Here is a 25,447-nt window from a genome sequence, read left to right on the forward strand (position 1 = left end):
CCTGCCCGTCCCCCACCAGACCGCGCACGACGCTCGCCTGACCCCCGGAGACCAGCCATGACGATCCTCGCCACCACCGCGGCACCGAGCCACCGGGACCGCTCCCGCTCGGCCCGCGCCCGCGGCTTCCTGGTCAACCTGGGGCTCACGCTCACGATGCTCGTGGCGCTCGCGTTCCTGCTGCCCAGCCTGATGGGGCTGCAGCGCTACGTGATCATGGGCGGCTCCATGGAGGGCACCTACGACCTCGGGTCGGTCGTGCTCTCCGAGGTCGTCCCCGTCTCCGAGCTCGAGGTCGGCGACGTGATCACCTACGTCCCGCCCGCCGAGTCCGGCATCACCACCCTCGTCACCCACCGCATCGTCTCGATCGACGGCGAGGACCTCCGCACCCAGGGCGACGCCAACCCGGCCGTCGACCCGTGGACCTTCCAGCTCACCGCCGCGACCCAGCCGCGGGTCGTCGCCCACGTGCCGTACGCCGGCTACGTCTTCATGGCGCTGGCCGACCGCGGCACCCGGATGGCGCTCATCGGCCTGCCGGCCGCCCTCATCGCGCTGTGGAGCCTGGTCGAGCTGGGCCGCGCGCTGCGCCCGGAGCGGCCCGTCGAGCCCGCCGTCGCCGCCACTCCCGCGACGAGCGCCGAGCCCCGCACCCCCGCCCTCGTCTGATCCCCACACCCCACCCCCAGCAGGACCGCGGGTGTCGACCCGTGCCCGGGACATGACCCGGACGTGACCTGCGTGTGGGGTCCGTGTGACCCGCGCTGCGACAGAGTTCCGATCAGTCCCTCCCCCAGGAATCGAGCTCCCGTGAAGACCCGTGCCCAGCACCGTGCCGCCCGTCGGGCGAGCGTCGTCGGCCGCCCCTCGCGGCGCCTGCTGACGGTGCTGCTGGTCGTGCTGGTCACCGCCGGCACCAGCTGGTTCTCCGGTGCGAGCTTCACCTCCTCCTCCTTCACCTGGGCCACCGTCGGCGCCGCCGCGGACTACCACCCGCCGACGGTCACCGTCACGAGCCCCGGCGCCACGGTCTCCGGCACCGTCACCGTGCAGGCCACCGCGAGCGACTCCGCCAGCGGTGTGGCGAGCGTCCGCCTCGAGCACGCCCCCGCCGGCTCGGGCTCCTGGACCACGCTCTGCACCGACACGACCGCGCCGTACTCCTGCTCGTGGAACACCACGCTCGTCGCGGACGGCGACCACCGCCTGCGCGCCCTGGCCACCGACGTGGCCGGCTTCAGCGCCACCTCCGCCGAGGTCACCACGCGCGTGGCCAACCCCGCGAGCGTCACCCTCACGACCGTCCCCGACATCGTCCGGGGCACGGTCCCGCTGTCGGCCACCATCACCGGCGCCGGGAACCGCAGCGTCTCCAGCGCCTTCCAGCACCGGGTCGACGGCGCCACCACCTGGACCACGATCATCGGCTGCTCCGCCGTCGCGGGGACCACCCCGTCCTGCTCCTGGGCCACCGGCACCCTCGCCGACCTCTACGACGTGCGCGTGGTCAGCACCGTCGGCACCGGCGCGTCCGCGCAGACCGTCAGCGCCGAGCAGCTCGACGTCGTGGTCGACAACCTGGCGCCGACGGTGAGCATCACCTCGCCGTCGGGGACCATGAGCGGCACCGTGCAGGTGGTCGCCGTCCCGCTGGACGAGGACTCCGGCGTCGAGCGTGTCGAGCTGTCCTACAAGCTGGCCACGGCCTCCACCTACACGCCGCTGTGCACGATCTCGACCGACCCCTATCGCTGCGCGCTCAACACCACGAGCCTGACCAACCTGGCCAGCTACGACCTCCGCGCGATCGCCTACGACGAGGCCGGCAACGTCAGCACCGCCGCTGTCGTGCGACGCCAGGTCAACAACGGCCTCGCGACCATCACCATCACCTCGCCGCTGACCGGCGACCTGGTGACCGGCACCCGGACGATCACCACCGACCACTCCACCCCGCTGGGCACGTCGGCGAGCAGCGTCCGGATCGAGGCCCGCCTCGCCGGCGGCAGCTACGCCACGATCTGCACCGACACCACCGCGCCGTACTCCTGCACCTGGGCGACCGCGAGCCTGGCCTCGGGGACCTGGGAGCTGCGCGCCACGATGACCTATGGCGGCGCCCTGACCGTCACCTCCCCGGTCGTCACCGTGACCGTCGACAACAACCCGCTCAAGGCGCTGGACGTCCAGGCGGCCAACGGAGGCGTGGCGAACGTCCCCGGCGCCGGCGACACGATCGTGCTCACCTACCAGGGCGTCGTGGACCTCACGACCGTCAAGGCCGGGTGGACCGGCGAGAGCACCCCGCTCACGGTCACCTTCGCCGACAAGGCGGTCTCGCCGTCCACGAGCGGCGACCGGGCCGGCTTCAGCGTCCCGCTGGGCTCGGTGGTCTTCGTCCAGAACTACGTCAAGAAGAACAAGTCGGTCGCGATCCCGGCCACGATGACCGCCGAGACCTCGGCGTCAGGGGGTGTCGCCCTCACCGTCATCACGGTCACGCTCGGCACCAGCACCTCCACCGACCTGCGCTCCAGCACCACGGCCGGGGCCATGCGGTGGACCCCCTCGGCGAGCGTGCGCAACACCGGTGGAGTGGCCTGCTCGACCACGCCGGCGACCGAGTCCGGCGCCAGCGACCGGGACCTGTGACACCTAGGCTGCACCCGTGACCACCGCCACTCCCGGGACCCCCACGACCGTCCTCATCGTCGAGGACGACGAGGACATCGCGCTGACGCTGAAGCGGATGCTCGAGCGGCAGGGGTACGCCGTGACCTGGGTGACCACGGGGGCCGAGGCCCTCGACGCGATCCGCGCGGTCCCGCACGTGGTGCTGCTCGACCTCGGCCTGCCCGACATGGACGGGCTCGACGTGTGCCGCCAGGCCCGCGAGGAGGGGTACGACGGCGGGATCATGATCCTCACCGCCCGCTCCGACGAGCTCGACCGGGTCGTGGGGCTGGACTACGGGGCCGACGACTACCTGCCCAAGCCGTTCCCGATCGCGGAGATGCAGGCCCGCGTCCGGGCGCTGGCCCGCCGGGCGGCGCGCACCCTGGGCGGCACGCCCGCGCCGACCGGTGCCGACGAGGCGGACGCACCCCCGCCCCCGGCGACTCCAGCACCGAGCAGCCCGTCGACCGGACACGCCGCCCCCGGAGCCACCGGGGCCCCCGCCGCCCGCGCCCTGCGCGTCAACACCGCCGCTCGCCGGGTCTGGGTCGGCGAGCAGGAGCTGACCCTGACCACCAAGGAGTTCGGCGTGCTGGCCCTCCTCGACGCCGAGCGCGGGTCGGTCGTGACCCGCGAGACGCTGATGGCCACCGTGTGGGACGAGAACTGGTTCGGCTCCACCAAGACCCTCGACGTCACGATGGGCCGGCTGCGCGCCAAGCTCGAGGACGCCGGCGCGGACGTCGAGGTCGTCACCGTCCGCGGCGTCGGGTTCCGGCTCGAGGACGACACGTGCGCTCCCGACTGACCCTCGCCTTCGGGCTCCTGGGCGTCATCGTCGTCGCCACCTTCATCCTCTTCCGCGCGGTGACCATCACCGACCTCGCCGAGGACGACGTCCGTCGTCAGGTGCAGCGCGAGGCGCTGGTGACCGCCACGCTCCTCGGGCAGGGCCTGTCCGCCGACCAGCCGCCGCCGTCCGCGGAGGCGCTGGCGCCGTTCGCGCTGCCCGACCGCTCGGTCGCGGTGAGCATCGAGGGACAGGGCAGCACCGTGGCGACCGGGCCGCAGTGGCGCGAGGAGGACCGCGGCGACGCGATCACCGCCTCTGCCACCGTCGAGGCCGTGACGGTGGAGGTCGCCGCCCCGATGCGGGAGGTGGACCGACTGGTCTCGGCCGCCCTGCCGTCGCTGCTGGCCCTCGGCTCGGCCCTGGTCGTGCTCGCGGTGGTGCTCGGCGCCCTGGTCGCCGCCGGCCTGTCGCGCCCCTTCCAGCAGCTCGCCGGTGCCGCGAACGCCCTGGCCCGCGGTCGCTCCGACCTGCGCATCCCCCGCACCCGCATCTCCGAGGCGCGAGCGATCGGCACGGCGCTGCAGGGCGGCGCCGAGCAGCTGCGCGGCTCCCTGGAGCGCGAGCGGGCCCTGGCGCTGCGGGCCTCCCACGAGCTGCGGACCCCGCTGACCGGGCTGCGCCTGGCGCTGCACGAGCTCACCGACCGCGACGACGCGCCACCGGACCTCGTGGAGGCCGCGGGGGTCGCGGCCCGGCACGTGGACCGGCTCGACCGCGCCGTCGGCGAGGTCCTCGAGGACACCCGCAACCACCCCGTCGTCGCCGGTGCGCAGCTGCCGCTGTCGCTGGTGGCGCCCGCACTGGCGCAGCGCTGGGCCGACACCCTGTCGGTGGCCGACGTCGAGATCGAGGCCGAGCTGCTCGGCGACGGCTCCCTGGTCGTCACCCCGGGGCCGCTGGAGCAGCTTCTCGACGAGGTGCTGGCCGCCGTGCTGGCCCACCGCGGACGTGCGGTGCGCCTGGCGCTCGACGGCGAGGAGCGGCACGTCCGGGTGACGGTGCAGGTCCTCGCATCGTCGGTCCACGACCCGACGCCCGAGGCCGAGCGTGCCCTGCGGCGGGCCCGGGCGGTCGCCGAGACCGTGGGTGGCCGGATCGGCGGCTCGGTCGTCGCCGAGGACGGGCTGAGCGTGGTGCTCCCCCGCCGCTGACCAGCCCTCAGTCGTCGGCGCAGTCGCGGCAGAGCCCGGACAGCGCCACGTGGTGCGGGTCGAGGCGGAAGCCGGCGGAGGCGTCGAGCCGGCGGCGTACGTCGTCGAGGACGTCGTCGGGCAGGTCGATGACCCGGTGGCAGGTGCGGCACTGCGCGTGCACGTGCGCCGGCATCCCGCCCGCGGTGTCGGCGAGGTGGTAGGCGGTGCCCGACGCGAGGTGGACGTGGGTGACGACGCCGACCTCGGCGAGGGTCTCGAGGGTGCGGTAGACGGTGGTGAGGTGGATGCCCGGCCAGCGCTCGGCGATGTCGGCGGTGATCTGCTCGACCGTGGGGTGGCCCTCGGCCCGCGACAGCGCGTCGATGACCGCACGGCGCGGCATGGTGATCCGGTGCCCGCGCTCGCGCAGTGTCGCCAGCACCGCCTCGACGGCGTCCACGGCGTCCCCGCTCACAGGACCGCCGCCCGCGGAGCGCGCTGCAGGCCGCGACCACCGGTCGCCATCAGCACCAGCGCGAACACCGTCGCCCCGGTCAGCACGATGGTGGTGCCCGAGGGCACGTCGAGGTGGTAGCTGAGGTTCATGCCGACCAGGCCGCACAGCGCGCCGATCGCGCTGGAGAGGCACAGCATCGTGGCGAACCGGTGCGTGAGCATCCGCGCGACGACCGCCGGGATCACCAGGGTGGCCGCCACCAGGGTCACGCCGATGATCGACAGCGTGGCGAGGATGGCCAGGGACAGCACCAGCATGAGCAGGGCGTCGGTGCGCGCGACGCGCACGCCGCTGACGTCGGCGACCTCGGGGTCGAAGGTGGCGAAGAGCAGCGCCCGGTAGCGGGTCAGCACCACGGCGACGGTCAGCGCGCTGACGGCCACGAGCGTCCACACGTCGGCGGTCGAGATGCCGATGATGCTGCCGAAGAGAGCCGCGTCGAAGCTCGGTCCGCGGTTGCCGAAGACGGTCAGCAGCGCGACACCCAGGGCGAAGGAGGCGGTGGTGATGACGCCGATCGCGGCGTCCGCGCCGATCCGGTGCGCCCGCGAGACCCGGTTGATCGCCAGCGCCGAGGCGAAGCCCCAGATGCCCGCGCCGAGGACGTAGTTGAGGCCGATCACGCTGCTCGCGGCGAAGCCGCCGAAGATCGCGTGCGAGAGCCCGTGGCCGATGTAGCTCATGCCGCGCAGCACGACGTAGACGCCGACCAGCCCGCACAGCGCGCCGGCCAGGGTCGCCACGACGACGCCCTTGACGAAGAAGGCGTAGCCGAAGGGCTCCAGCAGGGTCTCGATCACGGTCTCGATCACGGGGCCTCCACCACCGGCCGGCGGGGGTGGCGCTTGCGGTCGAGCACCACCGGCATGCCGAGGTGCTCCAGCACGTCCATCGGCGCCCCGAAGGTCTGCTCGAGGACGGTCGGGGTCATCACGTCGGCCGGGGCGCCCCGACGCAGCACGGTGCCGTTCATCGCGACCAGGTCCGGCACGTGCGCCGCAACGCCGTTGAGGTCGTGGGTGGTCAGCAGGATGGTCATCCCGTCGTCGTGCAGGTGCCCGAGCAGGTGCAGCATCTCGTGCCGCGTGGCGACGTCGACGCCGCTGGTGGGCTCGTCGAGGAGCAGCAGCTGCGGGTCGCGCAGCAGCGCGCGGGCCAGGAACATCCGCTGCTGCTGGCCCCCCGAGAGCTCACGGATGTGCCGGTCGGCGAGGTGGGCGATGCCCAGCCGGTCCAGCACCTCGGTGACCGCCCGCCGCTCGGCGCGGGTGGCCCACGGCAGCCACCGGTCGCTGCGGACCATCAGCACGCACTCGGCCACCGTCACCGGGAAGGACCAGCTGACCGTCTCCAGCTGCGGGACGTAGCCCACCCGCAGCCCGCGGGCCCGCTCGATCCGCCCCGCGGTCGGGCACAGCGTGCCGAGCGCCAGGCGCAGCAGGGTGGTCTTGCCGGCCCCGGACGGACCGACCACGCCGACGAAGTCACCGGCCCGCAGGGTCAGGTCGACCCCCGCGAGCACCGGCGCACCGTCGTACGACAGCTCGACGGAGTCGAGGCGGACCAGGGGCTCGTTCACGGTGCCCATCCAACAGCACGGCTCACGGGGGTCACAGACTCACCGGGGCTCACTGGCTCACCGGGGCTCACTGGGGGTAGGTCGCCTCGTCCGGGACCGCCGGGGTGACGTCGAGCGCCTCGAGGGTCGGGGCGCTGCCGCCGAGACCGGTGAGCATGGTGACGTAGTTGGAACGCATCAGGCCCAGCCACGAGTGCTCGGGGTCGCCGGGAGCACCGGGCAGGTCGTCATCACGCAGCGTGTCCTCGTAGCGCGCACCGGTGGCGCGGCCGATCTCCTCCAGCGCGTCGGAGGGGAAGACCTCCGAGCCGAAGATCGTCGGCACCTCCTGCTCACGGACCTGGTCGATGAGCCGCGCAACCTCCTTCGGCGTCGGCTCGGCGAAGTCCTCGGGCTGGATGGCGCCGATCACCTGCCAGTCGTAGGTCTCGGCGAAGTAGGCGTAGGCGTCGTGGTAGGTCAGCAGCACCCGCTCGTCGGCGGGCACCGACTCCTGGTCGGCGCGCAGCGCGTCGGAGAGCTCGGTGGCCTGCTCCTCGAAGGAGGCCAGGTTGGCGTCGTACGTCGCCTCGCCCTCGGGGTCGAGGTCCACGAGGTTCTCGTGAACCAGCTCGGCGTAGCGGATCGCCCAGGTCGGGTCGGTCCACAGGTGGGGGTTGGGCTTGCCGTCCTCCTCGGGGAAGGAGAAGTCGTAGAGGTAGTCCGACTCCGGGAGCACCTCGGTGCCGAGCTCGACCAGCCGCCCGTCCTCGCTCATCGTGGCCTCGGCCAGCTCCACCGTCGGCTCCTCGAGCCGCAGCCCGTTGACCAGCACCAGGTCGGCCCGCTCCAGCAGCGCGGAGGCGCTCGGCGGCGGCTCGAAGGTGTGGGAGTTGGTGCCCTCCGGCACCAGGCCCTCGATCGTGGCGCGGTCGCCGGCCACGGCCGCGGTGATCGAGGTGATCGGCGCGACGGTCGTGACGATGCTCAGCTCGCCGTCCTCGGCCACGTCCGAGTCGGTGCCACAGGCGGTGAGGGACAGGGCGAGGACGGCAGCGGCCGCGAGGGCGGCACGGAGGGCACGGGGGGTCCGGGAGGGGCTCATGCCCCGAACCCTAGACGAGACCAACTTGCTTCTGCGAAGAGGTTGCAAAAAGGCGCGGGCGCCGGGCTACGGCAGCTCCCCCGTCAGCCGGGCGTGCCGCTCGGCGCTGGCCTCGTTGAGCCCGGTGATCTCGACCGCGATGCCGCGCCGCTCGTACTTGGTGACGATCGCGTCGAGCGCCGCGACGGTGGAGGCGTCCCAGATGTGGGAGTCCGACAGGTCCACGACGACGCGGTCGGGGTCCTCGGCGTACTCGAACTGGGTGTAGAGGTCGTTGCTGGAGGCGAAGAACAGCTCGCCGGTCACGCGGTAGACCGCCTTGACCCCGTGCTCGTCCTCGACGAGCTCGCGGTGGGTGTCGGTCATGTGGGCGACCCGACGGGCGAAGAGGGTCATCGCCACGAGCACGCCGACCCCGACGCCGATCGCGAGGTTGTGGGTCAGCACGGTGACCACGACGGTCGACACCATCACGGTGGTCTCGGACTTGGGCATCCGGCGCAGGGTGCTGGGCTGGATGGAGTGCCAGTCGAAGGTGGCGACCGAGACCATGATCATGACCGCGACCAGCGCGGCCATCGGGATGAGCGCGACGACGTCGCCGAAGCCGACGACCAGGACGAGCAGGAAGACACCGGCCAGGAAGGTCGAGATCCGGGTGCGCGCGCCGGAGACCTTCACGTTGATCATCGTCTGGCCGATCATCGCGCAGCCGCCCATCCCGCCGAAGAAGCCGGTGATGACGTTGGCGGCGCCCTGGCCCATCGCCTCGCGGGTCTTGTCGGAGTGGGTGTCGGTGATGTCGTCGACGAGCTTCGCGGTCAGCAGCGACTCCAGGATGCCGACGAGGGCCATCGCCAGCGCGTACGGCGCGATGATCTCCAGCGTCGCCACCGAGAACGGCACGTCGGGGACGAACCACGCGGGCAGGCTGTCGGGCAGCTCGCCCTGGTCGCCGACCTCGGGCACGGCCACGGCGGCGACGAGGGTGAAGGCGGTGAGCGCCACGATCGCGACCAGCGGGGCCGGGATGACGGAGTTGACCCGGGGGAACCCGACGATGACCGCGATGCCGACGGCCACCAGCGGGTAGACCGCCCACGGGACGTCGACGAGGTGCTCGAGCTGGGCACCGAAGATGAGGATCGCCAGGGCGTTGACGAAGCCGACCATCACCGAGCGCGGGATGAACCGCATCAGCCGGGCGACGCCCACCAGCGAGAGCAGCAGCTGCAGGACGCCGCCGAGCAGCACGGTGGCGATGAGGTAGTCGTAGCCGTAGTCGCGCATCACCGGCGCGATGACCAGCGCGATGGCGCCGGTCGCGGCCGAGATCATCGCCGGGCGACCGCCCAGGAACGAGATCGCCACCGCCATGGTGAAGGACGCGAAGAGCCCGACCTGCGGGTCGACCCCGGCGATGATCGAGAACGAGATCGCCTCGGGGATCAGCGCCAGCGCGACGACGAGGCCGGCGAGGACCTCGGTGCGCAGCAGCCGCGGCGAGCGCAGCGCCGCCCGCACGGTGTGCTCCGTGGGGTGCAGGTGCTGCTGCGAGGGCTCAGGGGTGTGCCCCGGGGTGTTCTCGGTGGGGGTGACGCTCACCACGTTCTCCGTCCAGACGTGCCGAAGGCCCGGATCAGGGCATCCGGGCCTCTGCGCCCAGGGTACGAAGGTCGCACCCGTCCCGGCGAACCCTGACCTGTGCGAGGAGACTGTGCGGATGCGAGCGATGGTGGTCGACGACGTCCGCGCCCAGCCCGAGGTCCGGGACGTGCCCGCCCCCGAGGCGCCGCCCGGAGGGGTGGTGGTCCGGGTCCTCGCCACCGGGTTGTGCCATAGCGACTGGCACGCGTGGGCCGGCCACGACGACATCGCCTTCCCGCACGTGCCCGGCCACGAGCTGGCGGGCGAGGTGGTCGCGGTCGGCTCCGGCGTACGCCGCTGGGCGGCCGGGGACCGGGTCACGGTGCCGTTCGTGTGCGGCTGCGGGCGGTGCTCGTGGTGCGCCGCCGGGGACGCGCAGGTCTGCCCGGACCAGGAGCAGCCGGGCTTCACGCACTGGGGCTCCTTCGCCGAGCAGGTCGCGCTGCACGCGGCCGACACGAACCTCGTGGCGGTGCCGGACGGGGTCGACATGGCCACCGCGGCCTCCCTGGGCTGCCGCTTCGCGACGGCCTACCGCGCCCTGGTCGCGCGCGCCCGCGTGCAGCCGCAGGAGTGGGTCACCGTCATCGGTGCCGGTGGGGTCGGGCTGAGCAGCGTGATGATCGCGAAGGCCCTCGGCGCCCGCGTGGTGGCCGTGGACCGCAACCCCGGGGCCCTGGAGGCGGCGAGTGCCGTGGGCGCCGAGCACGTGGTGCTCGCCGACGGTCGCGACGTCCCCGCCACCATCGCTGAGCTGACCGGCGGCGGCAGCCACCTGAGCGTCGACGCCGTGGGCAGCGAGCAGACGGCCTCGGACGCGGTGCTGGGCCTGCGCCGTCGCGGCCGGCACGTGCAGGTCGGCCTGCTGCCCTCCATCTCCGGGCACCCGCGGGTGCCGATGGAGCGTGCCATCGCGTGGGAGCTCGACCTGCTCGGCAGCCACGGGATGGCGGCGGTCGACTACCCCGGGATGCTCGCGCTCGTCGCCGACGGCTCGCTGCGGCCCCAGGACCTGGTCGAGCGCACGATCGGGCTCGAGGAGGCCGCCGACCTGCTGCCCCGCTTCGACACCGCGACGCTCGCGGGGATGACCATCATCGACCCGTCCCGCTGACCCGAACCGCTGACCCCACCGTTGACCCCACCGGGCCTAGGCTCGCCACCATGACCGAGGACGCGACCCACGACGTACTGATGGTCGGCTGCGGGGACCTCGGGTCCCGCATCGGGCTGAGGTTGGCCGAGCGCGGCCACCGTGTGCTGGCCCTGCGCCGCGACGCCGCGAAGGTGCCGTCGCCGCTGACCGGGCTCTCGGTGGACCTCGCCACCGACGTGCCCGCCCTGCCCGCACTCTCCCTGCGGTACCTGGTCGTGGCGCTCACCGCGCGGCCGCGGACCGAGGACGCCTACCGCGCGACGTACGTCGACGGGATGCGCCGCGCCCTGGACGCCGTCGCCGCCGCTGGCCAGGTGCCCGAGCGAGCGGTCCTGGTGTCCTCCACCGGGGTGCACGGCGAGCCGGAGGACGGGTCGCCGGTCACCGAGGACACGCCTCCGGCGCCGGCCGACGGCCCCGCGGCGGTGCTGCTGGAGGCCGAGCAGCTGTTCCACGAGCGACTTCCCCGCGGCACCGTGCTGCGCTGCTCGGGCCTGTACGCCGGGGACAGCACCCGCCTGGTCGACCGGGTGCGCGAGGGGACGGACCCCGACCCCGGGCGCTGGACCAACCGGATCCACCGTGACGACGCGGCCGCGGCCGTCGTGCACCTGCTCACCCGGGCCGAGGCACCGGACCCGGTCTACCTCGGCAACGACGACGAGCCGGCCCTGCTGGGGGACGTGGCTCGCGAGATCGCCCGCCTCCTCGGCGAGGACCCGCCGCCCGCCGCCGACGCTGCCCAGGTCGCACCCCACGGCAAGCGCATCTCGAACGCCCGGCTGCGCGCGAGCGGCTGGACCCCGGCGTACCCCACCTATCGCGAGGGGTACGCCGCCCTGCTCCGCCGCTGACACCACCGGCTGCACCGGACGGGTGCTTGACAGATCGAGCCTATTTGTCAACCATGGCGTGACCCTCGACGATCTGGAGCCCCATGTCGACCGCCCCTCTCCCCCGCCGCCGCGCAGCCGCTGCCCGTCTCCGGGCTGCCCGACCCCGGCGAGCGGGTGCCGCCGGTCGCCTGGCCGACGCTCGCGTTGTACGTCGGCACGCTGGCGCTCTTCGCGGTCGAGCTGTACGGCGTGCTGGCCGCGGGGTGGTCGCCCTGGGTCACGGTGCCGATGGGCACGGCGGTCACGTTCCTGATGTTCAGCGTCCTGCACGAGGCGACGCACCACGCGGTGAGCACCAGCGACCGGCTGAACAACCTGATGGGCCACCTGTCGGTGCCGTTCGTGGCGCCGTACGGCACCTTCGGCATGATCGGCTTCATCCACATCGAGCACCACCGCAACACCAACGAGGAGAAGTCGGTCGACCCCGACGCGTGGACCAGCGAGGGCCCGTGGTGGCAGCTGCCGTTCCGCTGGATGACGATCGACCTCTGGTACGTCGTCTTCTACCTGCGCCGCATCCCCCAGCGGCCCCGCGGCGAGGTCGTCGCGACGTCGCTGATGTTCGTGGCGGTCCTCGGCGCCTTCGGCTGGCTGGTCGCGGCCGGGCACGGCGCCACGCTGGCGGTCGCGTTCCTCATCCCGCAGCGGCTCGGCCTGGGCGTGCTGGCGTGGTGGTTCGACTACCTGCCGCACCACGGGCTGCCGTTCACCGGCCGGCAGGACAAGTACCGCGCGACGCGCATCCGCGTGGGCGGCGAGGGCTGGATGACGCCGCTGTTCGTCTACCAGAACTACCACCTGGTGCATCACCTGCACCCGAGCGTGCCGTTCTACCGCTACCTGCGCGCCTGGCGTCGCAACGAGCAGGCCTACCTCGACCGCAACGCCGCGATCTCGACGGTCTTCGGGCGGTCGCTGACCCCGTCGGAGTACCGCACCTGGCGGCGGCTGACCGACGACCTCACGACCACCTCCCCCGCGGCCGAGCCGGGCGGCGACGGGCGGCCGGTCCCCCGGTTCCACCCGCTGCGCGTGGCCTCGGTCGAGGCGGACACGGCCGAGTCGACGGTGGTGACGTTCACGGTCCCGGCCGACTTGGCGGCGGCGTACGAGCACCGGGCGGGGCAGCACGTCACGCTGCGCGCCGTGGTCGACGGCGAGGACCTGCGCCGCTCTTACTCCCTGCTCCCCTCACCCGCGGGCACGCTGCGGGTCGCGGTGAAGCGGATCGAGGGCGGCGTCTTCTCCGGCTACGTCCACGGGCGACTGCGCGCCGACGACATCCTCGACGTGATGACGCCCGCCGGACGCTTCGGCCACGACGCCGAGCCCGCGGACGCGCGTCGCTACGTCGGCGTCGCCGCCGGCTCCGGCATCCCCCCGGTGCTCGCGATCCTCGCCGAGACCCTCGAGGCCGAGCCGCGCTCGACGGCCACGCTGGTCTACGGCAACCGCACCACCGCCTCCACGATGCTGCGCGCCGAGATCGACGCGCTCGTCGAGCGGTACGCCGGCCGGCTGGTCGTCCACCACGTGCTGTCGCGCGAGCTCGGTGCCGCCGCGCGGACCGCTCGGGCCGGGCGCATCGACGCCACGCTGCTCGACGAGCTGGTGTCCGGTGACGTCGACCGCTGGTTCCTCTGCGGCCCCGAGCAGCTGGTCGAGGACCTCTCGGCAGCGCTCCCCGCGCGTGGCGGGCAGGTGCTGACCGAGGTGTTCCACACCGAGCAGGCGCACGCCGACCTCGCGCTCGACGTCGAGAGCCGGGTGACCGTCACCCTCGCCGGCCAGGAGACCTCGTTCGCGCTGCGCTCCAGCGGCGACACCGTCCTCGACGCCGCGCTCCGCGAGGGCGTCGACGCGCCGTACTCCTGCGCCGGCGGCGCCTGCGGCACCTGCCGCGCCAAGGTGCTGCTCGGCCGCGCCGTCATGGACCAGGACCACGCCCTCGACGACGACGAGCGCGCCGCCGGCTACGTGCTCACCTGCCAGGCGCACCCGGTGAGCGAGGAGCTGCGCGTCAGCTACGACGCGTAGGCCCCCGACGTGCGCGCTGTTCGGACTTGTTCGGACTGAGCCGAAGGCCCACCGATTCCTGCGCCGGTCTTTACCTTCTCGGACATGACTCGCTACCTCTCACGAGCCACAGCCGCTCTCGCCCTGACCACCCTGACCAGCACTCTCGTCCCGTTGATGGCCAGCCCGGCCCACGCAGCCGACGACGGTGCGATCACCGGCATCACTATCGAGTACGACTACAACCTCGGATCCACGAGCCGGGGATGCGGCAAAGACACCTACGCGAGCATCTCGATGGTGCTGCCGGGCACGGGCAAGGCCTTCGCGGACACGGAGTACGCAGACGGCTGGGAGGTCGTCTTCGAGGTGGCGGACGCGGACGAAGGCGTGGAGCCGCGAGGCACCGTCTCGACCGACGATGTCTATGCCTCGACCTACGGGGGCGAGAAGTCTCTGAACGTCCGCCTGGAGTGCAAGGCGGCGAGCGCACTGATGGACCTGGGGTACGGCGCGGGCGAGGAGATCCGTCTGACCGTCACATCGGCTGAGTTCGATGGCGGGCGCAAGGTCCTCGACACCACTGAGGCCACCCGTCTCATCACGCCGCTCCAGATCCCGGTGATCGAGCCTCAGCGGGCCAAGAAGAAGGGCAAGAAGTTCCGCATCAGCTCTCAGGTCCTCCTCTGGTCGGCGACAGAGGACGGCTATGCCTGGGTGGCGCCCGGCAGGGCGGTTGAGGTCATCGGACTGTGGAAGGGCTGCCCCTACCGCGAGGTCGAGTCCAAGGAGAACGGGAAGTTCACGGTGACCTGGAAGCGATCGGCGATGCTGAACGGCAAGAACTTCGGTTACTCCATCACCGAGAGCAAGCAGGTCAGCTCCTTCAACGGCGGATGGAAGCGCAAGAGCCAGACGAAGTTCACCCCCACGGAGAGCTACTACAACGGCTGCGGCGGCGCCTGAGGCACGCATCGGAGGGTGGGCGCGGAGCCAGAGCCCACCCTCCGAGGGCGGCCCACTCAGAGCCCGGCGTACACCGCCCGCTCGAACTCGCCGTACAGGCCCCAGGCACCGGGCGCGATGAACGGCAGCGAGTTGGTGTAGATCGAGGCGCAGACACCCGTGGTCCGGTCGATGAAGAAGTGCGTGTTGAACAGCCCAGCCCACGCACCGGTGCCGGCTCGGCGGCCGCCGGGGACGTCCTCGTTGTTGATGAGCAGCCCGTAGCCCCAGGTCCAACCCGGACCGACGCGCAGCGTGTCGGTGATCGGCGGGTCCGCGGTCGGGATCTCGGCCGGGAACGTCAGGTCGCCGAGCTGGTGGGAGAAGGCCTCGTCGACCGTCGACTGCTCGAGGATGCGCACGCCGTCGAGCTCGCCGCCGCGCAGCAGCGCCTGCTGGAAGCGGATGTAGTCGCGCGGCGTGGAGTAGAGACCGTGCCCCCCGGCCCACCAGTCCGGGGAGTCGTTGAGGATGCCGCCGGCCGAGCCCCAGGCGCCGTCCTCGCCCTGCACGTGGACCATGACGACGTTGTCCCGGCGGGCCTCGTCGAGGGCGAACATCGTGTCGCTCATGCCCAGCGGCGTGGTGATGTTGTCGCGGATCACCACGTCGAGGGTCGTCCCGGCGACGGACTCCACGACCTTGCCGAGCCAGTCGGTGTTGATGCCGTACTCGAACCGCTCACCGGGGTGCGAGGTCATCGGCGCCTTGAACGCCTCGACCGACCCGGGCACCACGTTGGGGATGCCGGTGGCGGACTCGTACTTCACGAGGTCGTCGTTCCAGAACCAGTAGCCCAGGCCGCTGGTGTGGGTGACGAGGTGGCGCACGGTGGCGGGGGTCCGCGGATCGACCAGGATGGGGGTGTCGCCGTCCCACCCCTCGAGGACCTTCACGTCCGCGAACTCGGGGCAGTACTCCGAGACGGGGGCGTCGAAGTCAAGCTGACCGCGCTCGCGTTGCTGCAGCGCGGCGGTGGTGGCGACCATCTTGGTCATCGACATGATGCGGAACTGGGTCGAGGCACCGACCGGGTCGTCGGACTCCCCGTTGATGCGTACGCCGGCTCCACCCTCGTAGAGCACACCATCGGCGTCCGCCACGATCGCGGCCACGTGCGGCACCGCACCGGACTCGACACCGCGCGTCAGGACGGCGTCGATGCCGCCCGCGTCGATCGACTTGGTCATCGTTCTCCTCCTCCGCCCGCCCGGACCGTCCGGCGGGTGTCCTCACCGTCGTGGGTGCCGCGCTCGCGCGGTACCGCCACGGCAGCGCAGATCCGGATGTGATGCCCGACACATGGCGGTCGGCTACGGTTCCTCCGTGACAGCAGCTCCTCGGCCGGAGTTCGACGCCGAGCTCAAGGCCGGTCTGGCGGTGGTCGGCGGCATGTTCCCGCCGACGATCACGCCTGCGCTGCTCGACTTCATGCGCACCTCCTACGCCTCCGCACCCATCGACGACCTGCTCGCGCAGCGCCGCATCGAGCGGCTCGACCTGCCGGTCCCCGGACACCTCGGGGACGAGATCGTCGTGAGCGTCCTGCGCCCCGTCGGCCTGTCCGGCCCGCGCCCCGGGGTCGTCTACGCCCACTCCGGCGGGATGATGTTCGGCGACCGGTTCAGCGGGATCGACCTGGTCCTGGACTGGGTCGACGTGCTCGGCGTCGTGCTGGTGACGGTGGAGTACCGCTTGGCGCCCGAGCACCCCGACCCCTACCCGCGCGAGGACGTCTACGCCGCCCTGGAGTGGGTCGCCTCGCACCACACCGACCTGCAGATCCGCCTCGACCGTCTGCTGGTGGCCGGGGCCAGCGCGGGCGGCGGACTGGCCGCCGGCGTCGCGCTGCAGGCCCGGGACCGTAGCGGGCCGAGGTTGTGCGGGCAGGTGCTCGACTACCCGATGCTCGACGACCGCGGGCTGACCCACTCCACCCACCAGTTCGACGGCGTCGGGGTGTGGGACCGGGTCAGCAACGAGACCGGCTGGGACGCCCTGCTGGGGCCCGCTCGCGGAGGCACCGGGGTGTCGCCGTACGCCGCTCCGTCACGCGCCGAGGACCTCACCGGTCTCCCGCCGGCCTTCATCGACGTCGGTGCCGCGGAGATCTTCCGCGACGAGGCGATGGCCTACGCCGACCGGATCTGGCGCGCCGGCGGGGACGCGGAGCTGCATGTGTTCGCCGGCGCCTTCCACGGCTGCGACCTCTTCGCGCCGCACACCGCGGTGGGGCGACGGATGATCCACGTGCGGAACTCCTGGGTGGAGAAGATCCTTGCCGACTGACCGCGACGCCACGAGGAGGTGGTGAGGTGCAGGAGCTGTTGGGGCGCATCGCCCGGCTCGACCCGAGCGCCAGCCTGGGGCTGCGCGTGATCGCCTGCTTCGACGAGCTCGTGGTGGGTCACGTCAACACCCGTGGGCTGCTGGCCGCCGCCGCGTCCCTCGCAGGCTGCCCGGCCGGCTTCCGACGGATCTCCGAGGCGGCCTGCGTGCGCGTCGGTCCCAAGGGGGACCTGCTGGACGGTCCTGCTCCGGAGGTACCCGCCGCCCTTCGCCTCACCACCGCCGACGGGTTGGAGGTCTGGCTGGAGCGCGACGGCGAGCCCGCGGCCAACGACGGCATCACCCTCGAGCGACTGTCCCTCGCGGTGCGTGCGCGGCACGGGCTGGTGCGCCGCGACGACATCCGGCGTCACGCGGCGATCATGCTCGATCGCCAGTCCTCCGCCGAGGAACGGGTGGCCGCGGCCGAGGCCCTCGGGCTGACCGTGCAGGGCGAGTACCGCATCGCCGCCGCCCCGCTCTTCGCCCAGTGGCAGCAGCACCCCGGCGGGCCGGAGGACGTCATCCCCACCCGCCACGGCCCGCTGCACGTGGTGGTGCTGCCGGCCGACCACGACACGGTCGTCGCAAGCCCGTGCGGGTTGGGCACCGTGACGCCCGTCGACCGGCTGCACGAGTCGTTCCGCGTCGCCGTGGTCGCGCTGCGACTGTGCTCGCCGCCGGACGAACCGCTGGTCGACGCGCACGCGTACGGCGGACTGCTGACGATGCTCGCGGACACGCCCGAGGACAGCCATCAGCCGGACGTCGAGCGGATGGCCGAGGTCGCGGCGCACCCGTGGGGGCTGCCGACAGTCGCCGCGCTCGTGGCGACGCAGTCGATCCGCGAGGCTGCACGGCACGCCGGCGTGCACCACTCGACGCTGCAGTCGCGCGTCGACGTCGTGTCCTCCACGCTCGGCTTCGACCCGCTCGACGGGCTGGGTCGCGCCCGCCTGGGCATCGCGTTCCTCAGCCACCGGTTGCGGCACTCCACCGTGCTGGAGCTCCCGCCACCGTCGAGCTGACGCCGGCGCTCACGCGTGCGGGATGCCGGCACCGCCCTTGCCGGCCTGGTAGGTCGCCGACAGCTCGGCGTACGTCGCCTGCAGCCGAGTGAGCCGCTCCGGGTCGGCCGCGATCGGTCGGCTGGTGAAGAAGTCGTTGCTGCGGTTGTAGAGATCCCGCCCGGGCGCAGGCTCGGACCGGTCCGGGTCGGGGACGGCGTACACGGCCTTCAGGATGCGCAGGTCGTGCGGGATCGCGAAGGAGTCCGCGGAGTCCTGGTGGCTGAACAGGTAGTGCACCTCGGGGAAGCCGCCCCACGCGATGCCCGAGAGGCACAGCGAGCACGGCTCGTGAGTGGCGAGGAAGACGCAGTCGGCCGGGTCCGGGATCCCCTCGAGCTCGTGGAAGAGCTTGATCGCATGGATCTCCCCGTGCCACAGCGGGTTCTCGACCTCGTTGTTGGTGGCCGTCACGACCACCGACAGGTCCTCGCGCAGCAGGATCGCCGCCCCGAACAGCTTGTTGCCCAGCGCCACGCCGGCACGCGTGAGAGGTACGACGTCGTGCTCGATCACGTCGAGCAGCCGCTCGTCCAGCGTGGTCACTCGGTCAGGTTAAGGGCGCAAGGTGTCGTGGGGATGACACAAGGCCCGTGCCGATGGTCCGCCCCTGGAGTCGGTGGTAGCGGGGACTGGACTTGAACCTGCGATCTCGGGTTGGATCGAGTCCGATTTCCGTCAGCTTCCATCGATCGTGGTCAGCAGCGGAGGTCCTGGTTGACGTGGGCAAACGGTGTCTTGCGACTGCCCCATGACGCCGCACCGAACTGGACGCTGCCAGTTGCCTCGGGCTCAACATGGTCGATCGATGGTGCGCTCCGTCGGACACCACGAGGAATGCCGTTCACCGAACGTCGTACCGGTGGCGGCACACGAACGCCGCCTGCTCGTCAGAGAGTTGCCACGGCTCGGAGAGCATCCGTTCCCGGAAGGACTCAGGCTCGGGAGGGCCGGGGTCATGAGCGCAGTACTGGTCGACGATCTCGGGATACCGGGGCGTGCCCCACCAGGAGGACGGATACAGAGGCCCTTTCGTGAGAAACGCCAGCCAGTTGCCGAGGCCATTGGTGGCGATCCAATCAGTCGCGAGGGCAGGAGCCCCTTGCTTCTCGGACCGAAGGTCGGACTTCGACTCGTCGGTCGGCAGCATGGCTCTGAGGTCGTCCAGCAGGCTCTCGAGAAGAGCCTGGACCGCAGCGAGATCGTCGACACGCTCTGCAACGGCAGTGATCGCCAGTCGCGCCAGCTCGGTTGCCCATGCGTTCTTGCGCAGCATGTCCTCGTCCGACCAGGGCCCTTCGGCGTGTGCCAGGGTCTCCACCGCATTCGTGTTGCGATACCAGTTGCTGACCAGCCCGACTGCGGCCTCATGGATGTTGCCCTGCGATGGCTCGAGCCCCTCTCCCCACTGCTGGCGGGCGAACTCCATGATCTGCTCAAGTGACATGCTCATCGTTCGTTCCCTCTACTAACGCCAGTGGCCTGCCTGTGGATCCCAATTGCGGATCGTCTCGCCGGAGCCCACCACAGGATCTGCGAAGGCGAAGACGCCCTCGAGGACTCCGGCGAGTGACTCAGGTAGGTGATCGGAGTTGCTGCGCCGGCGCCAGGCAATCCAACGCGCCTGACCGAGGTCGGCGTACCCGTCGAGGACTTCAGCCAGCGGCGACAAGTCCGCACCACGGTGAGCCGCGACGGCATCGATCGCCATCCGAAGGTCCGAGGCCGACACGGAGTGCCGCCGCGAGAGCGTCCAGATGTCTCCGAAGTCGCGCCACCGAGTGTTGGCGACGCCCCGCTGGATCGCGGTCACGATCTTCTCGGCGTGCACCATGTGGATCGGATAGCCCGGCAACAGGATCGGTTCGCCGCCGCGCAGGCGCGGAACCTCGACCGTGCTCGGCGCCGGCCAGATGGGGTCGCCGACATTGATGTCGACGTGGAACGGCAGGCTTGCCGACGCCAGGCGGGCGCCCATGCTGACGCGAATGCCGGAGTACGCGTCCTCCTCCCGAATCACCTCCGACTTGGCCGCCTCGGGAAGGAACACGACGCCGTCCTCCAACGGCGACGACGCCTCGACGATCGAGCGGACGAGCTCGAGCACGGTCTCGGCATCGTTCGCCAGGTCGAGCCCAGCGAGGTCCACGTCCCGCGTCGGCCGGCGCTCGTCGAAGGCGGCCAGTAGTACGCCGCCCTTGAGCACGAACCGATCCCGAAGGTCAGTCGCGGCCAGCCGGCTCAGGAACGCCTCCAGGACGTAGAGCTGCAGCAGCTCCTGGGTCGGGCGCTTCTCGCGCTGCGCACGATTCCTCAGATCAAGATAGGCGTCAGCCTCAGGCGTTCCCCGAGATATTCGGCTCACAACAGGATTTCCAGGGTCTTGCGCATGGCGCTCGCAGCCCGCGGGAACGACCTCGACAGCCGGAGCACCTCAGACGGCTGCCCGCCCTGGCGAAGCCATCGCTTGAGGGCATCGTTGGCGAGATCCTCGCCCACGAGATGCCGGAGGCGGAAGGCGTCGATGATGCTGCGCTCGGCCGAGTAGATGCCGATCGAGTGATGGTCATCGAGTGCCAACTGGTCGCGACCGAGCTCGAACGTCGCCTTGTCGAAGTGGCGCCACCTGACGGGCACGTTCGTCCCCGGCATCCACCTCCCCCGCGGGATCGCGATGTCGAACTCGGCCGGGATGTCATCGATCAGTCCGTGCCTGGACAGCGCTGACCTCAGGCAGATCGTCGCCATGGGGGCCTTCGCGGCGATCTCCAGCAGGTCGTCGTCGCCGATTGAGTCAGCCTTGCGATACAGGCCTCGCGAGATCGCGGTGATCTGGCCGCTTTCGATCAGCGAGCGGAACTGGCGCTCGTTGAGCCGTTCGCGTGCATCGGAGTATCGAAAGGTGTCCGGGAGCATGGCGAGCAGCACTGAAGCGGTAGACGTCACCCTGCTCACCTCCGTAGGAAATCCTCAACAGATCTGCCTCTAGTGTACAGGTTTTCCTACATGGTGTCTCCGTGCGAGGCGTGACCCGTGTGGCCGGTCGTCGATCGGCTTCCGACCGGGATCACCGGGGACCAGCAGCTCACGCCGAACGGCGACAGTCGCATCCGAAATGACAGAAGGCCCGGACCTGATGGTCCGGGCCTTCTGTGACTGGTAGCGGGGGCAGGATTTGAACCTGCGACCTCTGGACGCCATCAGGGGCATCGCGAGGACTACGGTTTCGGGCCGGAAGCTACCGATTCACGTGGTGTGGTGAGGGATTCCCCCTCGCTTCCGGTCTCAGGATACCGGTTTGGTGCGGAGCGGAACGGACCCAATGTGGACAGTAAATGGCCACAGGTCCAATCCCCCGCATGTCCGTTGGTGCGTGCCTGGGGAGCCCTTCGCCCCACTCTGCGGCGACCTAGACTCAGCACTGTGAGCCGGAGCTTGATCCAGCGCGTGCATAATCCCCGCAACGGCGAGTGTGGCTGCGACGCCGCCTGCTGGTGCCGCCGTACGGCGGTTGGTCGCGCGGTCAAGTGGTGGTTCCCGGCCAGGCTCTTTGGAGTGCACCACCAGAGCGAGGCGACGGCGCAGTGGAAGCGCGACCAGGACTCAACTGGATAGGCCGCTGGAACGCAAGCGACGGTCGGTTCCCAGTTGGATGCGGGGTTGCCGACGATGTCGTGGGAACCGGCGAGCTGGCGGCCGGACGAACGTCGACCCCGCATCACGTGTCTGGGGCGATGATGTGACAGATCTTCGAGTCGGTGCAGTCCGCTGGATCGAGGCGGTGACTGCGGCTGATGAGGCCTTCGAGGTCCCTTTCCAGGGCGGCGAGTTCCTCTTGCCGGGTCCTGATGTCGTTCAGCTTGGTCATGAGCAGGGAGTGGACGTGGGCGCATGGGACGGCGCCCTCGCGGCGCTGGTCGAGGATGCTGGCCAGCTCGACCAGGGTGAGCCCAGCTGACTGTCCGCTGCGGATGAACGCGAGTTGGGCGAGGACCGAGGCGTCGTAGTCGCGGTATCCGTTGGGACCCCGCGGTGGCTGGGGAAGCAGGCCACGCCGCTCGTAGAAGCGGATGGTCTGTGCCGCTACGCCCGCCGCCTCGGCAGCCTCTCCGATGCGCATGCTCTCATTCTACGCCTTGACCTTGCACCATGGATCAAGGTTTAGCGTGACGGCCATGGACATCACGCTGCTCTACTTCGAGGACTGCCCGAACTGGAAGATCGCGGACGAACGACTCCGCGTCGTTGCGTCGGAGCGCGGCGACATCCGCTTGACCCGCCACCTCGTCGAGACTCCGGCGGAGGCCGAGCGCACCAGCTTCCACGGCTCACCGAGCATCCAGGTCAACGGCGTGGACGTCTTCGCCGAGCCGGACTCCGAGGTCGGCCTGACCTGCCGCCGCTACCGCACGCCGGACGGATTCCAAGGCGCACCGACCCTCGAGCAACTGCGGGCGGTCCTGGCCGATGCGTGACCGCATCACTACATCGGCCCCATCGCGGCAATGGCCGGCGCCATCGGTCTCTGTTGCGGCCTGCCGGTCCTGTTGTCGCTGGGGATCGCCGGCGCCATCGCTGGCTGGTCCCTGCAGAGCTGGGCGCTGATCGGGCTAGGGCTCGCGCTCGCCGCTGCCGGATGGGCACGGTGGGTCCGAGGCCGGGGACGCGATCGTCCGACCCATCACCCGAGACCGACCGCGCAGGCGGACACCTCACCCGTACAGAACGCTGACAACTCCACCGACCTGACAGTCAAGGAGAACACCGCATGAACCAGCACTTCGACCTGATCGTGATCGGCGCCGGCATGGCCGGGGTCGCCGCCGCGAACAAGTGCGCAGCCCAAGGATGGGAAGTGGCCATCGTCGACTCACTCCCCTACGGCGGCACGTGCGCGTTGCGGGGATGCGACCCGAAGAAGATCCTGCGTCGCGGCGCCGAGATCATCGACAGTGCCCGGTTGCTGAGCGGCAAGGGCATCGACAGCGACGGGTTGTCGATCAACTGGGCGGACTTGATGAAGCACAAGCACGGCTTCACCGACCCGGTCCCCCAGAGCATGGAGGAGGGCCTGAGCCGCAGCGGCGTCACCACCCTGCACGGCCGGGCGAAGTTCACCGGGGCTCGCCAGCTCGAGATCGGCGGCACCGCCTACGACGCCGACCGCTTCCTGGTCGCCACCGGCGCGCGACCACGTCCCCTGGAGTTTCCCGGCCACGAGCACCTGATCGACAGCACCGACTTCCTGGATCTCGAGGAGGTGCCTTCTCGGATCCTGTTCGTCGGGGGCGGCTTCATCTCTTTTGAGTTCGCCCACATCGCCGTGCGCGCCGGCAGCGCGGCAATCATCATCGACCGGGGCGAGCGTCCGTTGAAGGGCTTCGACCCCGACCTCGTCGAGCTTTTGGTCGACCACGGCCGCGAAGTCGGCATCGACCTACGCCGACGCACAAGCATCGTGAACCTGCATCAGTCCGATACCGGCTACCAGGTCACACTGGAGCACGGCGGCGCCCAGGAGACCATCGAGACCGACCTCGTCGTCCACGGCGCCGGCCGAGTCGCGGACCTGGCAGACCTTGGCCTCGACGCCGCCGGGGTCGGCTGGGGAGAGCACGGCATCCACGTCGCCGACCACCTCCAGAGCACGACCAACCCGGCCGTCTGGGCCGCCGGCGACTCCGCCGACACCGCCGGGATGCCGCTCACACCGGTCGCGGTTTCGGAGGCGAAGGTCGCTGCGTCCAACATGATCAAGGGCGCCACCACGACCCCGGACTACGCCGGTGTGCCAACGGCGGTCTTCACCATCCCCGAGCTCACCCGAGTCGGCGTGCTGGAGTCCGAAGCGCGCGAGGAGGGCATCGACCTCGCCGTCCGTTACTCCGACACCAGCGGCTGGTACTCCAACTACCGGATCGGGGCAACCACCGGGGCGGCGAAGATCCTCATCGACCAGTCGACCGACCAGATCGTCGGAGCCCACCTGCTAGGACATGAGTACGGCGAGCTGATCAACACTCTGGGCCTGGCCATCAAGGTCGGCCTCACCACCCGCCAGCTGAAATCGGCGACAGCCGCCTACCCCACCGTAGGGTCCGACCTGGGCTCCATGTTGTAGGACTCGTGCCGGGCGTCCTCCGCTCGCTGGGCGACGGCGGACTGAGCGATCGGCACGACCCGGGTCAGAGGTCTCCCAGGTTGAGCCGACGGGCTTCGTCGGCGGCGCGCTCGGAGGCGCCGGCGCGGGTGTAACGGACGAGCATGTCGGAGCGCGTCCAGCCGGCGATGGCCATGAGGCCGGATTCGGAGCCGCCGGCGGCCAGCCAGCGATGGGCGGCGGTGTGGCGTAGCCGGTGCGGCCTGAAGCCCTGGACTCCGGCACGCTTGGCGCGGCGGCGCAGGGCACGGCTGAGGCCTTCGCGGCCAAACTTCTGACCGCGGTTGCCGAGCCATAGGTCGGGACTCGCAGCGAGCGGATGCTGCTCGCGGTGGGCGAGGTAGACCAAGAGCGCTTGGGCGGTGGCCTGGCCGATCGGGATCACTCTCCCCCGCCCGCCCTTGCCGCGCCGGATGGTGGCGAGCCGACCGATGAGGTCGAGGTCGTCGAGTTGCAGGTCGACGAGCTCACCGGAGCGGATGGCGGTCTCGAACATGATCCGGATGATGGCCTCGTCGCGGCGGTCGTTGAGTGTGTCCTCGGGCCGAGCCCCTTTACCGGCACGGTCGTCGTGAACGGCGCAGGTGGCGAGGAGTGCACGGAGCTCGCCATCGGTGAGTGGCTCGACCAGCGGCGGTTCGTATCGGGGTGCCTTGACGCCGGGAAACGGGTCGGCGTGGATCTCGCCGCCGGCTGTGAGCCAGGATGCGAAGCGGCGTACGGCGAGTTGGCGGATGCGGGCGGTGCCAGGCGACGATCCGCCGTCAAGTAACCCGGCGATCCAGGAGTTGAGCACGGCGCGGCTCATCGGCAGAAGGTTGCCGTCGGCGCACCAGCGCAGGTACCGGGTGGCACCGTCGGCGTAAAGACAGATCGTGCCGGGGCTCTTGTTCTCGGCGCGTAGGGCGGTCTGCCAGTCGGCGATCCTGTCGAGGGCGCGGCTGGCGGTCATGGTTGTCAGATGGGTCATGTCGGACCCGCATAGCCATGCGCTGTCTGCCCCCGGTGTCGGGGGCGTCGTCGTGTGAGTCACCCGGGGTCGCGGCTGAGCCTGCTGTCCTGGAAACCCGTCACTAAGTGGACACTCGATCAAGTCTCTAAATGCTTTCAGGCTCGGAATCCGTAGATTCCGAGCCTGAAATTCGTAGCGGGGGCAGGATTTGAACCTGCGACCTCTGGACCCCCAGCGCGTGTGCGTTCCGCCGCTGGATCCTTTGACCTCACTTGGCTCCCCTCTGTGTCAAGACACGGCTGGCAGGGGCGTTCTAGGCTGGGGCGTGACGGGCCCCGGAGTGGCCGATCCGAAGAGCCGGTGTTGAGGTTG

General features: G+C 71.0%; 25 protein-coding genes. 13 read left to right on the forward strand and 12 right to left on the reverse strand.

Annotated elements, in window-relative coordinates; genetic code table 11:
- The first annotated feature begins 57 nt into the window (after positions 1-57).
- The 4 genes from A6R01_RS06370 to A6R01_RS06385 all read left to right on the forward strand — a co-directional run bounded on the left by A6R01_RS06370 (position 58) and on the right by A6R01_RS06385 (position 4,683).
- Positions 58-672 (forward strand): signal peptidase I, encoded by a 615-nt coding sequence (locus tag A6R01_RS06370; protein WP_292604630.1) that lies wholly within the window; start codon positions 58-60, stop codon positions 670-672.
- Between the two features lie 141 nt (positions 673-813).
- A complete protein-coding gene (locus tag A6R01_RS06375; protein WP_292604631.1) occupies positions 814-2,655 on the forward strand; it encodes an Ig-like domain-containing protein in 1,842 nt (613 codons plus the stop codon).
- 16 nt (positions 2,656-2,671) lie between these two features.
- Positions 2,672-3,487 (forward strand): response regulator transcription factor, encoded by an 816-nt coding sequence (locus A6R01_RS06380; RefSeq protein ID WP_292604632.1) that lies wholly within the window; start codon positions 2,672-2,674, stop codon positions 3,485-3,487.
- Positions 3,472-4,683 carry a HAMP domain-containing sensor histidine kinase gene (locus tag A6R01_RS06385; RefSeq protein ID WP_292604633.1) on the forward strand — a complete coding sequence of 404 codons (1,212 nt, stop codon included), beginning with the start codon at positions 3,472-3,474 and terminating at the stop codon, positions 4,681-4,683. The genes A6R01_RS06380 and A6R01_RS06385 overlap by 16 nt, the downstream gene beginning before the upstream one ends.
- 7 nt (positions 4,684-4,690) lie before the next feature.
- Here A6R01_RS06385 and A6R01_RS06390 read toward each other — a convergent pair whose 3' ends face one another.
- The 5 genes from A6R01_RS06390 to A6R01_RS06410 form a co-directional block, all read right to left on the reverse strand.
- Positions 4,691-5,125, reverse strand: coding sequence for a Fur family transcriptional regulator (locus A6R01_RS06390; RefSeq protein ID WP_292604634.1), 435 nt, complete (start codon positions 5,123-5,125; stop codon positions 4,691-4,693).
- 11 nt (positions 5,126-5,136) lie between these two features.
- Positions 5,137-5,994 (reverse strand): metal ABC transporter permease, encoded by an 858-nt coding sequence (locus tag A6R01_RS06395; protein WP_292604635.1) that lies wholly within the window; start codon positions 5,992-5,994, stop codon positions 5,137-5,139.
- On the reverse strand, positions 5,991-6,761 hold the full coding sequence (locus A6R01_RS06400; RefSeq protein WP_292604636.1) for a metal ABC transporter ATP-binding protein: 771 nt from the start codon (positions 6,759-6,761) through the stop codon (positions 5,991-5,993). Before A6R01_RS06400 ends, A6R01_RS06395 begins: the two co-directional genes overlap by 4 nt.
- A 67-nt stretch (positions 6,762-6,828) precedes the next feature.
- A complete protein-coding gene (locus A6R01_RS06405) occupies positions 6,829-7,845 on the reverse strand; it encodes a metal ABC transporter substrate-binding protein (protein WP_292604637.1) in 1,017 nt (338 codons plus the stop codon).
- A 66-nt stretch (positions 7,846-7,911) separates the two neighbouring features.
- The gene (locus A6R01_RS06410) at positions 7,912-9,450 is read right to left on the reverse strand and encodes a SulP family inorganic anion transporter (RefSeq protein ID WP_292604638.1); all 1,539 of its coding nucleotides are present in this window, start codon (positions 9,448-9,450) and stop codon (positions 7,912-7,914) included.
- Between the two features lie 118 nt (positions 9,451-9,568).
- Here A6R01_RS06410 and A6R01_RS06415 point away from each other — a divergent pair, with 118 nt between their 5' ends.
- From A6R01_RS06415 to A6R01_RS06430, 4 genes are all read left to right on the forward strand, one after another.
- Positions 9,569-10,606 (forward strand): zinc-dependent alcohol dehydrogenase family protein, encoded by a 1,038-nt coding sequence (locus tag A6R01_RS06415; protein WP_292604639.1) that lies wholly within the window; start codon positions 9,569-9,571, stop codon positions 10,604-10,606.
- 50 nt (positions 10,607-10,656) lie between these two features.
- Positions 10,657-11,502: an NAD(P)H-binding protein gene (locus A6R01_RS06420; protein ID WP_292604640.1), complete on the forward strand. Its 846-nt coding sequence runs from the start codon at positions 10,657-10,659 to the stop codon at positions 11,500-11,502.
- Between the two features lie 156 nt (positions 11,503-11,658).
- On the forward strand, positions 11,659-13,584 hold the full coding sequence (locus tag A6R01_RS06425; RefSeq protein WP_292604641.1) for a fatty acid desaturase: 1,926 nt from the start codon (positions 11,659-11,661) through the stop codon (positions 13,582-13,584).
- 156 nt (positions 13,585-13,740) lie between these two features.
- Positions 13,741-14,529 carry a hypothetical protein gene (locus A6R01_RS06430; RefSeq protein WP_292604642.1) on the forward strand — a complete coding sequence of 263 codons (789 nt, stop codon included), beginning with the start codon at positions 13,741-13,743 and terminating at the stop codon, positions 14,527-14,529.
- A gap of 56 nt (positions 14,530-14,585) precedes the next feature.
- On the opposite strand, the gene A6R01_RS06435 is transcribed toward A6R01_RS06430, so the two are convergent.
- Positions 14,586-15,758: a serine hydrolase gene (locus A6R01_RS06435; RefSeq protein ID WP_292604643.1), complete on the reverse strand. Its 1,173-nt coding sequence runs from the start codon at positions 15,756-15,758 to the stop codon at positions 14,586-14,588.
- Between the two features lie 136 nt (positions 15,759-15,894).
- Between A6R01_RS06435 and A6R01_RS06440 the strand changes: the two genes are divergently transcribed.
- Together A6R01_RS06440 and A6R01_RS06445 are read left to right on the forward strand one after the other, a co-directional pair.
- Positions 15,895-16,857: an alpha/beta hydrolase fold domain-containing protein gene (locus tag A6R01_RS06440; protein ID WP_292604644.1), complete on the forward strand. Its 963-nt coding sequence runs from the start codon at positions 15,895-15,897 to the stop codon at positions 16,855-16,857.
- A gap of 26 nt (positions 16,858-16,883) precedes the next feature.
- Positions 16,884-17,924, forward strand: a complete 1,041-nt coding sequence (locus A6R01_RS06445) for a helix-turn-helix domain-containing protein (RefSeq protein WP_292604645.1) — start codon at positions 16,884-16,886, stop codon at positions 17,922-17,924.
- Positions 17,925-17,933: 9 nt separating this feature from the next.
- Here the strand turns inward: A6R01_RS06445 and A6R01_RS06450 are convergent, their stop codons facing one another.
- From A6R01_RS06450 to A6R01_RS06470, 5 genes are all read right to left on the reverse strand, one after another.
- Entirely contained in the window at positions 17,934-18,509 is a 576-nt protein-coding gene (locus A6R01_RS06450; protein ID WP_292604646.1) for a nucleoside deaminase, read from the reverse strand.
- Between the two features lie 298 nt (positions 18,510-18,807).
- On the reverse strand, positions 18,808-19,410 hold the full coding sequence (locus A6R01_RS06455) for a hypothetical protein (protein WP_292604647.1): 603 nt from the start codon (positions 19,408-19,410) through the stop codon (positions 18,808-18,810).
- Between the two features lie 21 nt (positions 19,411-19,431).
- The gene (locus tag A6R01_RS06460; RefSeq protein ID WP_292604648.1) at positions 19,432-20,328 is read right to left on the reverse strand and encodes a nucleotidyl transferase AbiEii/AbiGii toxin family protein; all 897 of its coding nucleotides are present in this window, start codon (positions 20,326-20,328) and stop codon (positions 19,432-19,434) included.
- The gene (locus A6R01_RS06465; RefSeq protein ID WP_292604649.1) at positions 20,325-20,918 is read right to left on the reverse strand and encodes a hypothetical protein; all 594 of its coding nucleotides are present in this window, start codon (positions 20,916-20,918) and stop codon (positions 20,325-20,327) included. Before A6R01_RS06465 ends, A6R01_RS06460 begins: the two co-directional genes overlap by 4 nt.
- Positions 20,919-21,681: 763 nt before the next feature.
- Complete coding sequence (locus A6R01_RS06470) at positions 21,682-22,083, reverse strand: MerR family DNA-binding transcriptional regulator (RefSeq protein ID WP_292604650.1); 402 nt, start codon at positions 22,081-22,083, stop codon at positions 21,682-21,684.
- Between the two features lie 55 nt (positions 22,084-22,138).
- Between A6R01_RS06470 and A6R01_RS06475 the strand changes: the two genes are divergently transcribed.
- Genes A6R01_RS06475 through A6R01_RS06485 form a run of 3 tightly spaced genes read left to right on the forward strand, consistent with a single transcriptional unit; the run spans position 22,139 to position 24,084 of the window.
- Entirely contained in the window at positions 22,139-22,438 is a 300-nt protein-coding gene (locus A6R01_RS06475) for a thioredoxin family protein (RefSeq protein ID WP_292604651.1), read from the forward strand.
- Positions 22,439-22,468: 30 nt separating this feature from the next.
- Positions 22,469-22,735, forward strand: a complete 267-nt coding sequence (locus A6R01_RS06480; protein WP_292604652.1) for a hypothetical protein — start codon at positions 22,469-22,471, stop codon at positions 22,733-22,735.
- On the forward strand, positions 22,732-24,084 hold the full coding sequence (locus A6R01_RS06485) for an NAD(P)/FAD-dependent oxidoreductase (RefSeq protein ID WP_292604653.1): 1,353 nt from the start codon (positions 22,732-22,734) through the stop codon (positions 24,082-24,084). The genes A6R01_RS06480 and A6R01_RS06485 overlap by 4 nt, the downstream gene beginning before the upstream one ends.
- A gap of 64 nt (positions 24,085-24,148) precedes the next feature.
- On the opposite strand, the gene A6R01_RS06490 is transcribed toward A6R01_RS06485, so the two are convergent.
- Positions 24,149-25,093 carry a tyrosine-type recombinase/integrase gene (locus A6R01_RS06490; RefSeq protein WP_292604654.1) on the reverse strand — a complete coding sequence of 315 codons (945 nt, stop codon included), beginning with the start codon at positions 25,091-25,093 and terminating at the stop codon, positions 24,149-24,151.
- Positions 25,094-25,447: the final 354 nt, after the last annotated feature.

The organism is Nocardioides sp. REDSEA-S30_B4, from assembly GCF_001627265.1.
GTDB lineage: Bacteria > Actinomycetota > Actinomycetes > Propionibacteriales > Nocardioidaceae > Nocardioides.

What these genes read in the sequence shown, in the direction of transcription:
- A6R01_RS06370 (WP_292604630.1), top strand. Translation starts at nt 58, where the DNA reads ATGACGATCCTCGCCACCACCGCGGCACCGAGCCACCGGGACCGCTCC.
- A6R01_RS06405 (WP_292604637.1), bottom strand. Translation starts at nt 7,845, where the DNA reads ATGAGCCCCTCCCGGACCCCCCGTGCCCTCCGTGCCGCCCTCGCGGCC.
- A6R01_RS06415 (WP_292604639.1), top strand. Translation starts at nt 9,569, where the DNA reads ATGCGAGCGATGGTGGTCGACGACGTCCGCGCCCAGCCCGAGGTCCGG.
- A6R01_RS06420 (WP_292604640.1), top strand. Translation starts at nt 10,657, where the DNA reads ATGACCGAGGACGCGACCCACGACGTACTGATGGTCGGCTGCGGGGAC.
- A6R01_RS06430 (WP_292604642.1), top strand. Translation starts at nt 13,741, where the DNA reads ATGGCCAGCCCGGCCCACGCAGCCGACGACGGTGCGATCACCGGCATC.
- A6R01_RS06435 (WP_292604643.1), bottom strand. Translation starts at nt 15,758, where the DNA reads ATGACCAAGTCGATCGACGCGGGCGGCATCGACGCCGTCCTGACGCGC.
- A6R01_RS06455 (WP_292604647.1), bottom strand. Translation starts at nt 19,410, where the DNA reads ATGTCACTTGAGCAGATCATGGAGTTCGCCCGCCAGCAGTGGGGAGAG.
- A6R01_RS06470 (WP_292604650.1), bottom strand. Translation starts at nt 22,083, where the DNA reads ATGCGCATCGGAGAGGCTGCCGAGGCGGCGGGCGTAGCGGCACAGACC.
- A6R01_RS06475 (WP_292604651.1), top strand. Translation starts at nt 22,139, where the DNA reads ATGGACATCACGCTGCTCTACTTCGAGGACTGCCCGAACTGGAAGATC.
- A6R01_RS06480 (WP_292604652.1), top strand. Translation starts at nt 22,469, where the DNA reads ATGGCCGGCGCCATCGGTCTCTGTTGCGGCCTGCCGGTCCTGTTGTCG.
- A6R01_RS06485 (WP_292604653.1), top strand. Translation starts at nt 22,732, where the DNA reads ATGAACCAGCACTTCGACCTGATCGTGATCGGCGCCGGCATGGCCGGG.
- A6R01_RS06490 (WP_292604654.1), bottom strand. Translation starts at nt 25,093, where the DNA reads ATGACCCATCTGACAACCATGACCGCCAGCCGCGCCCTCGACAGGATC.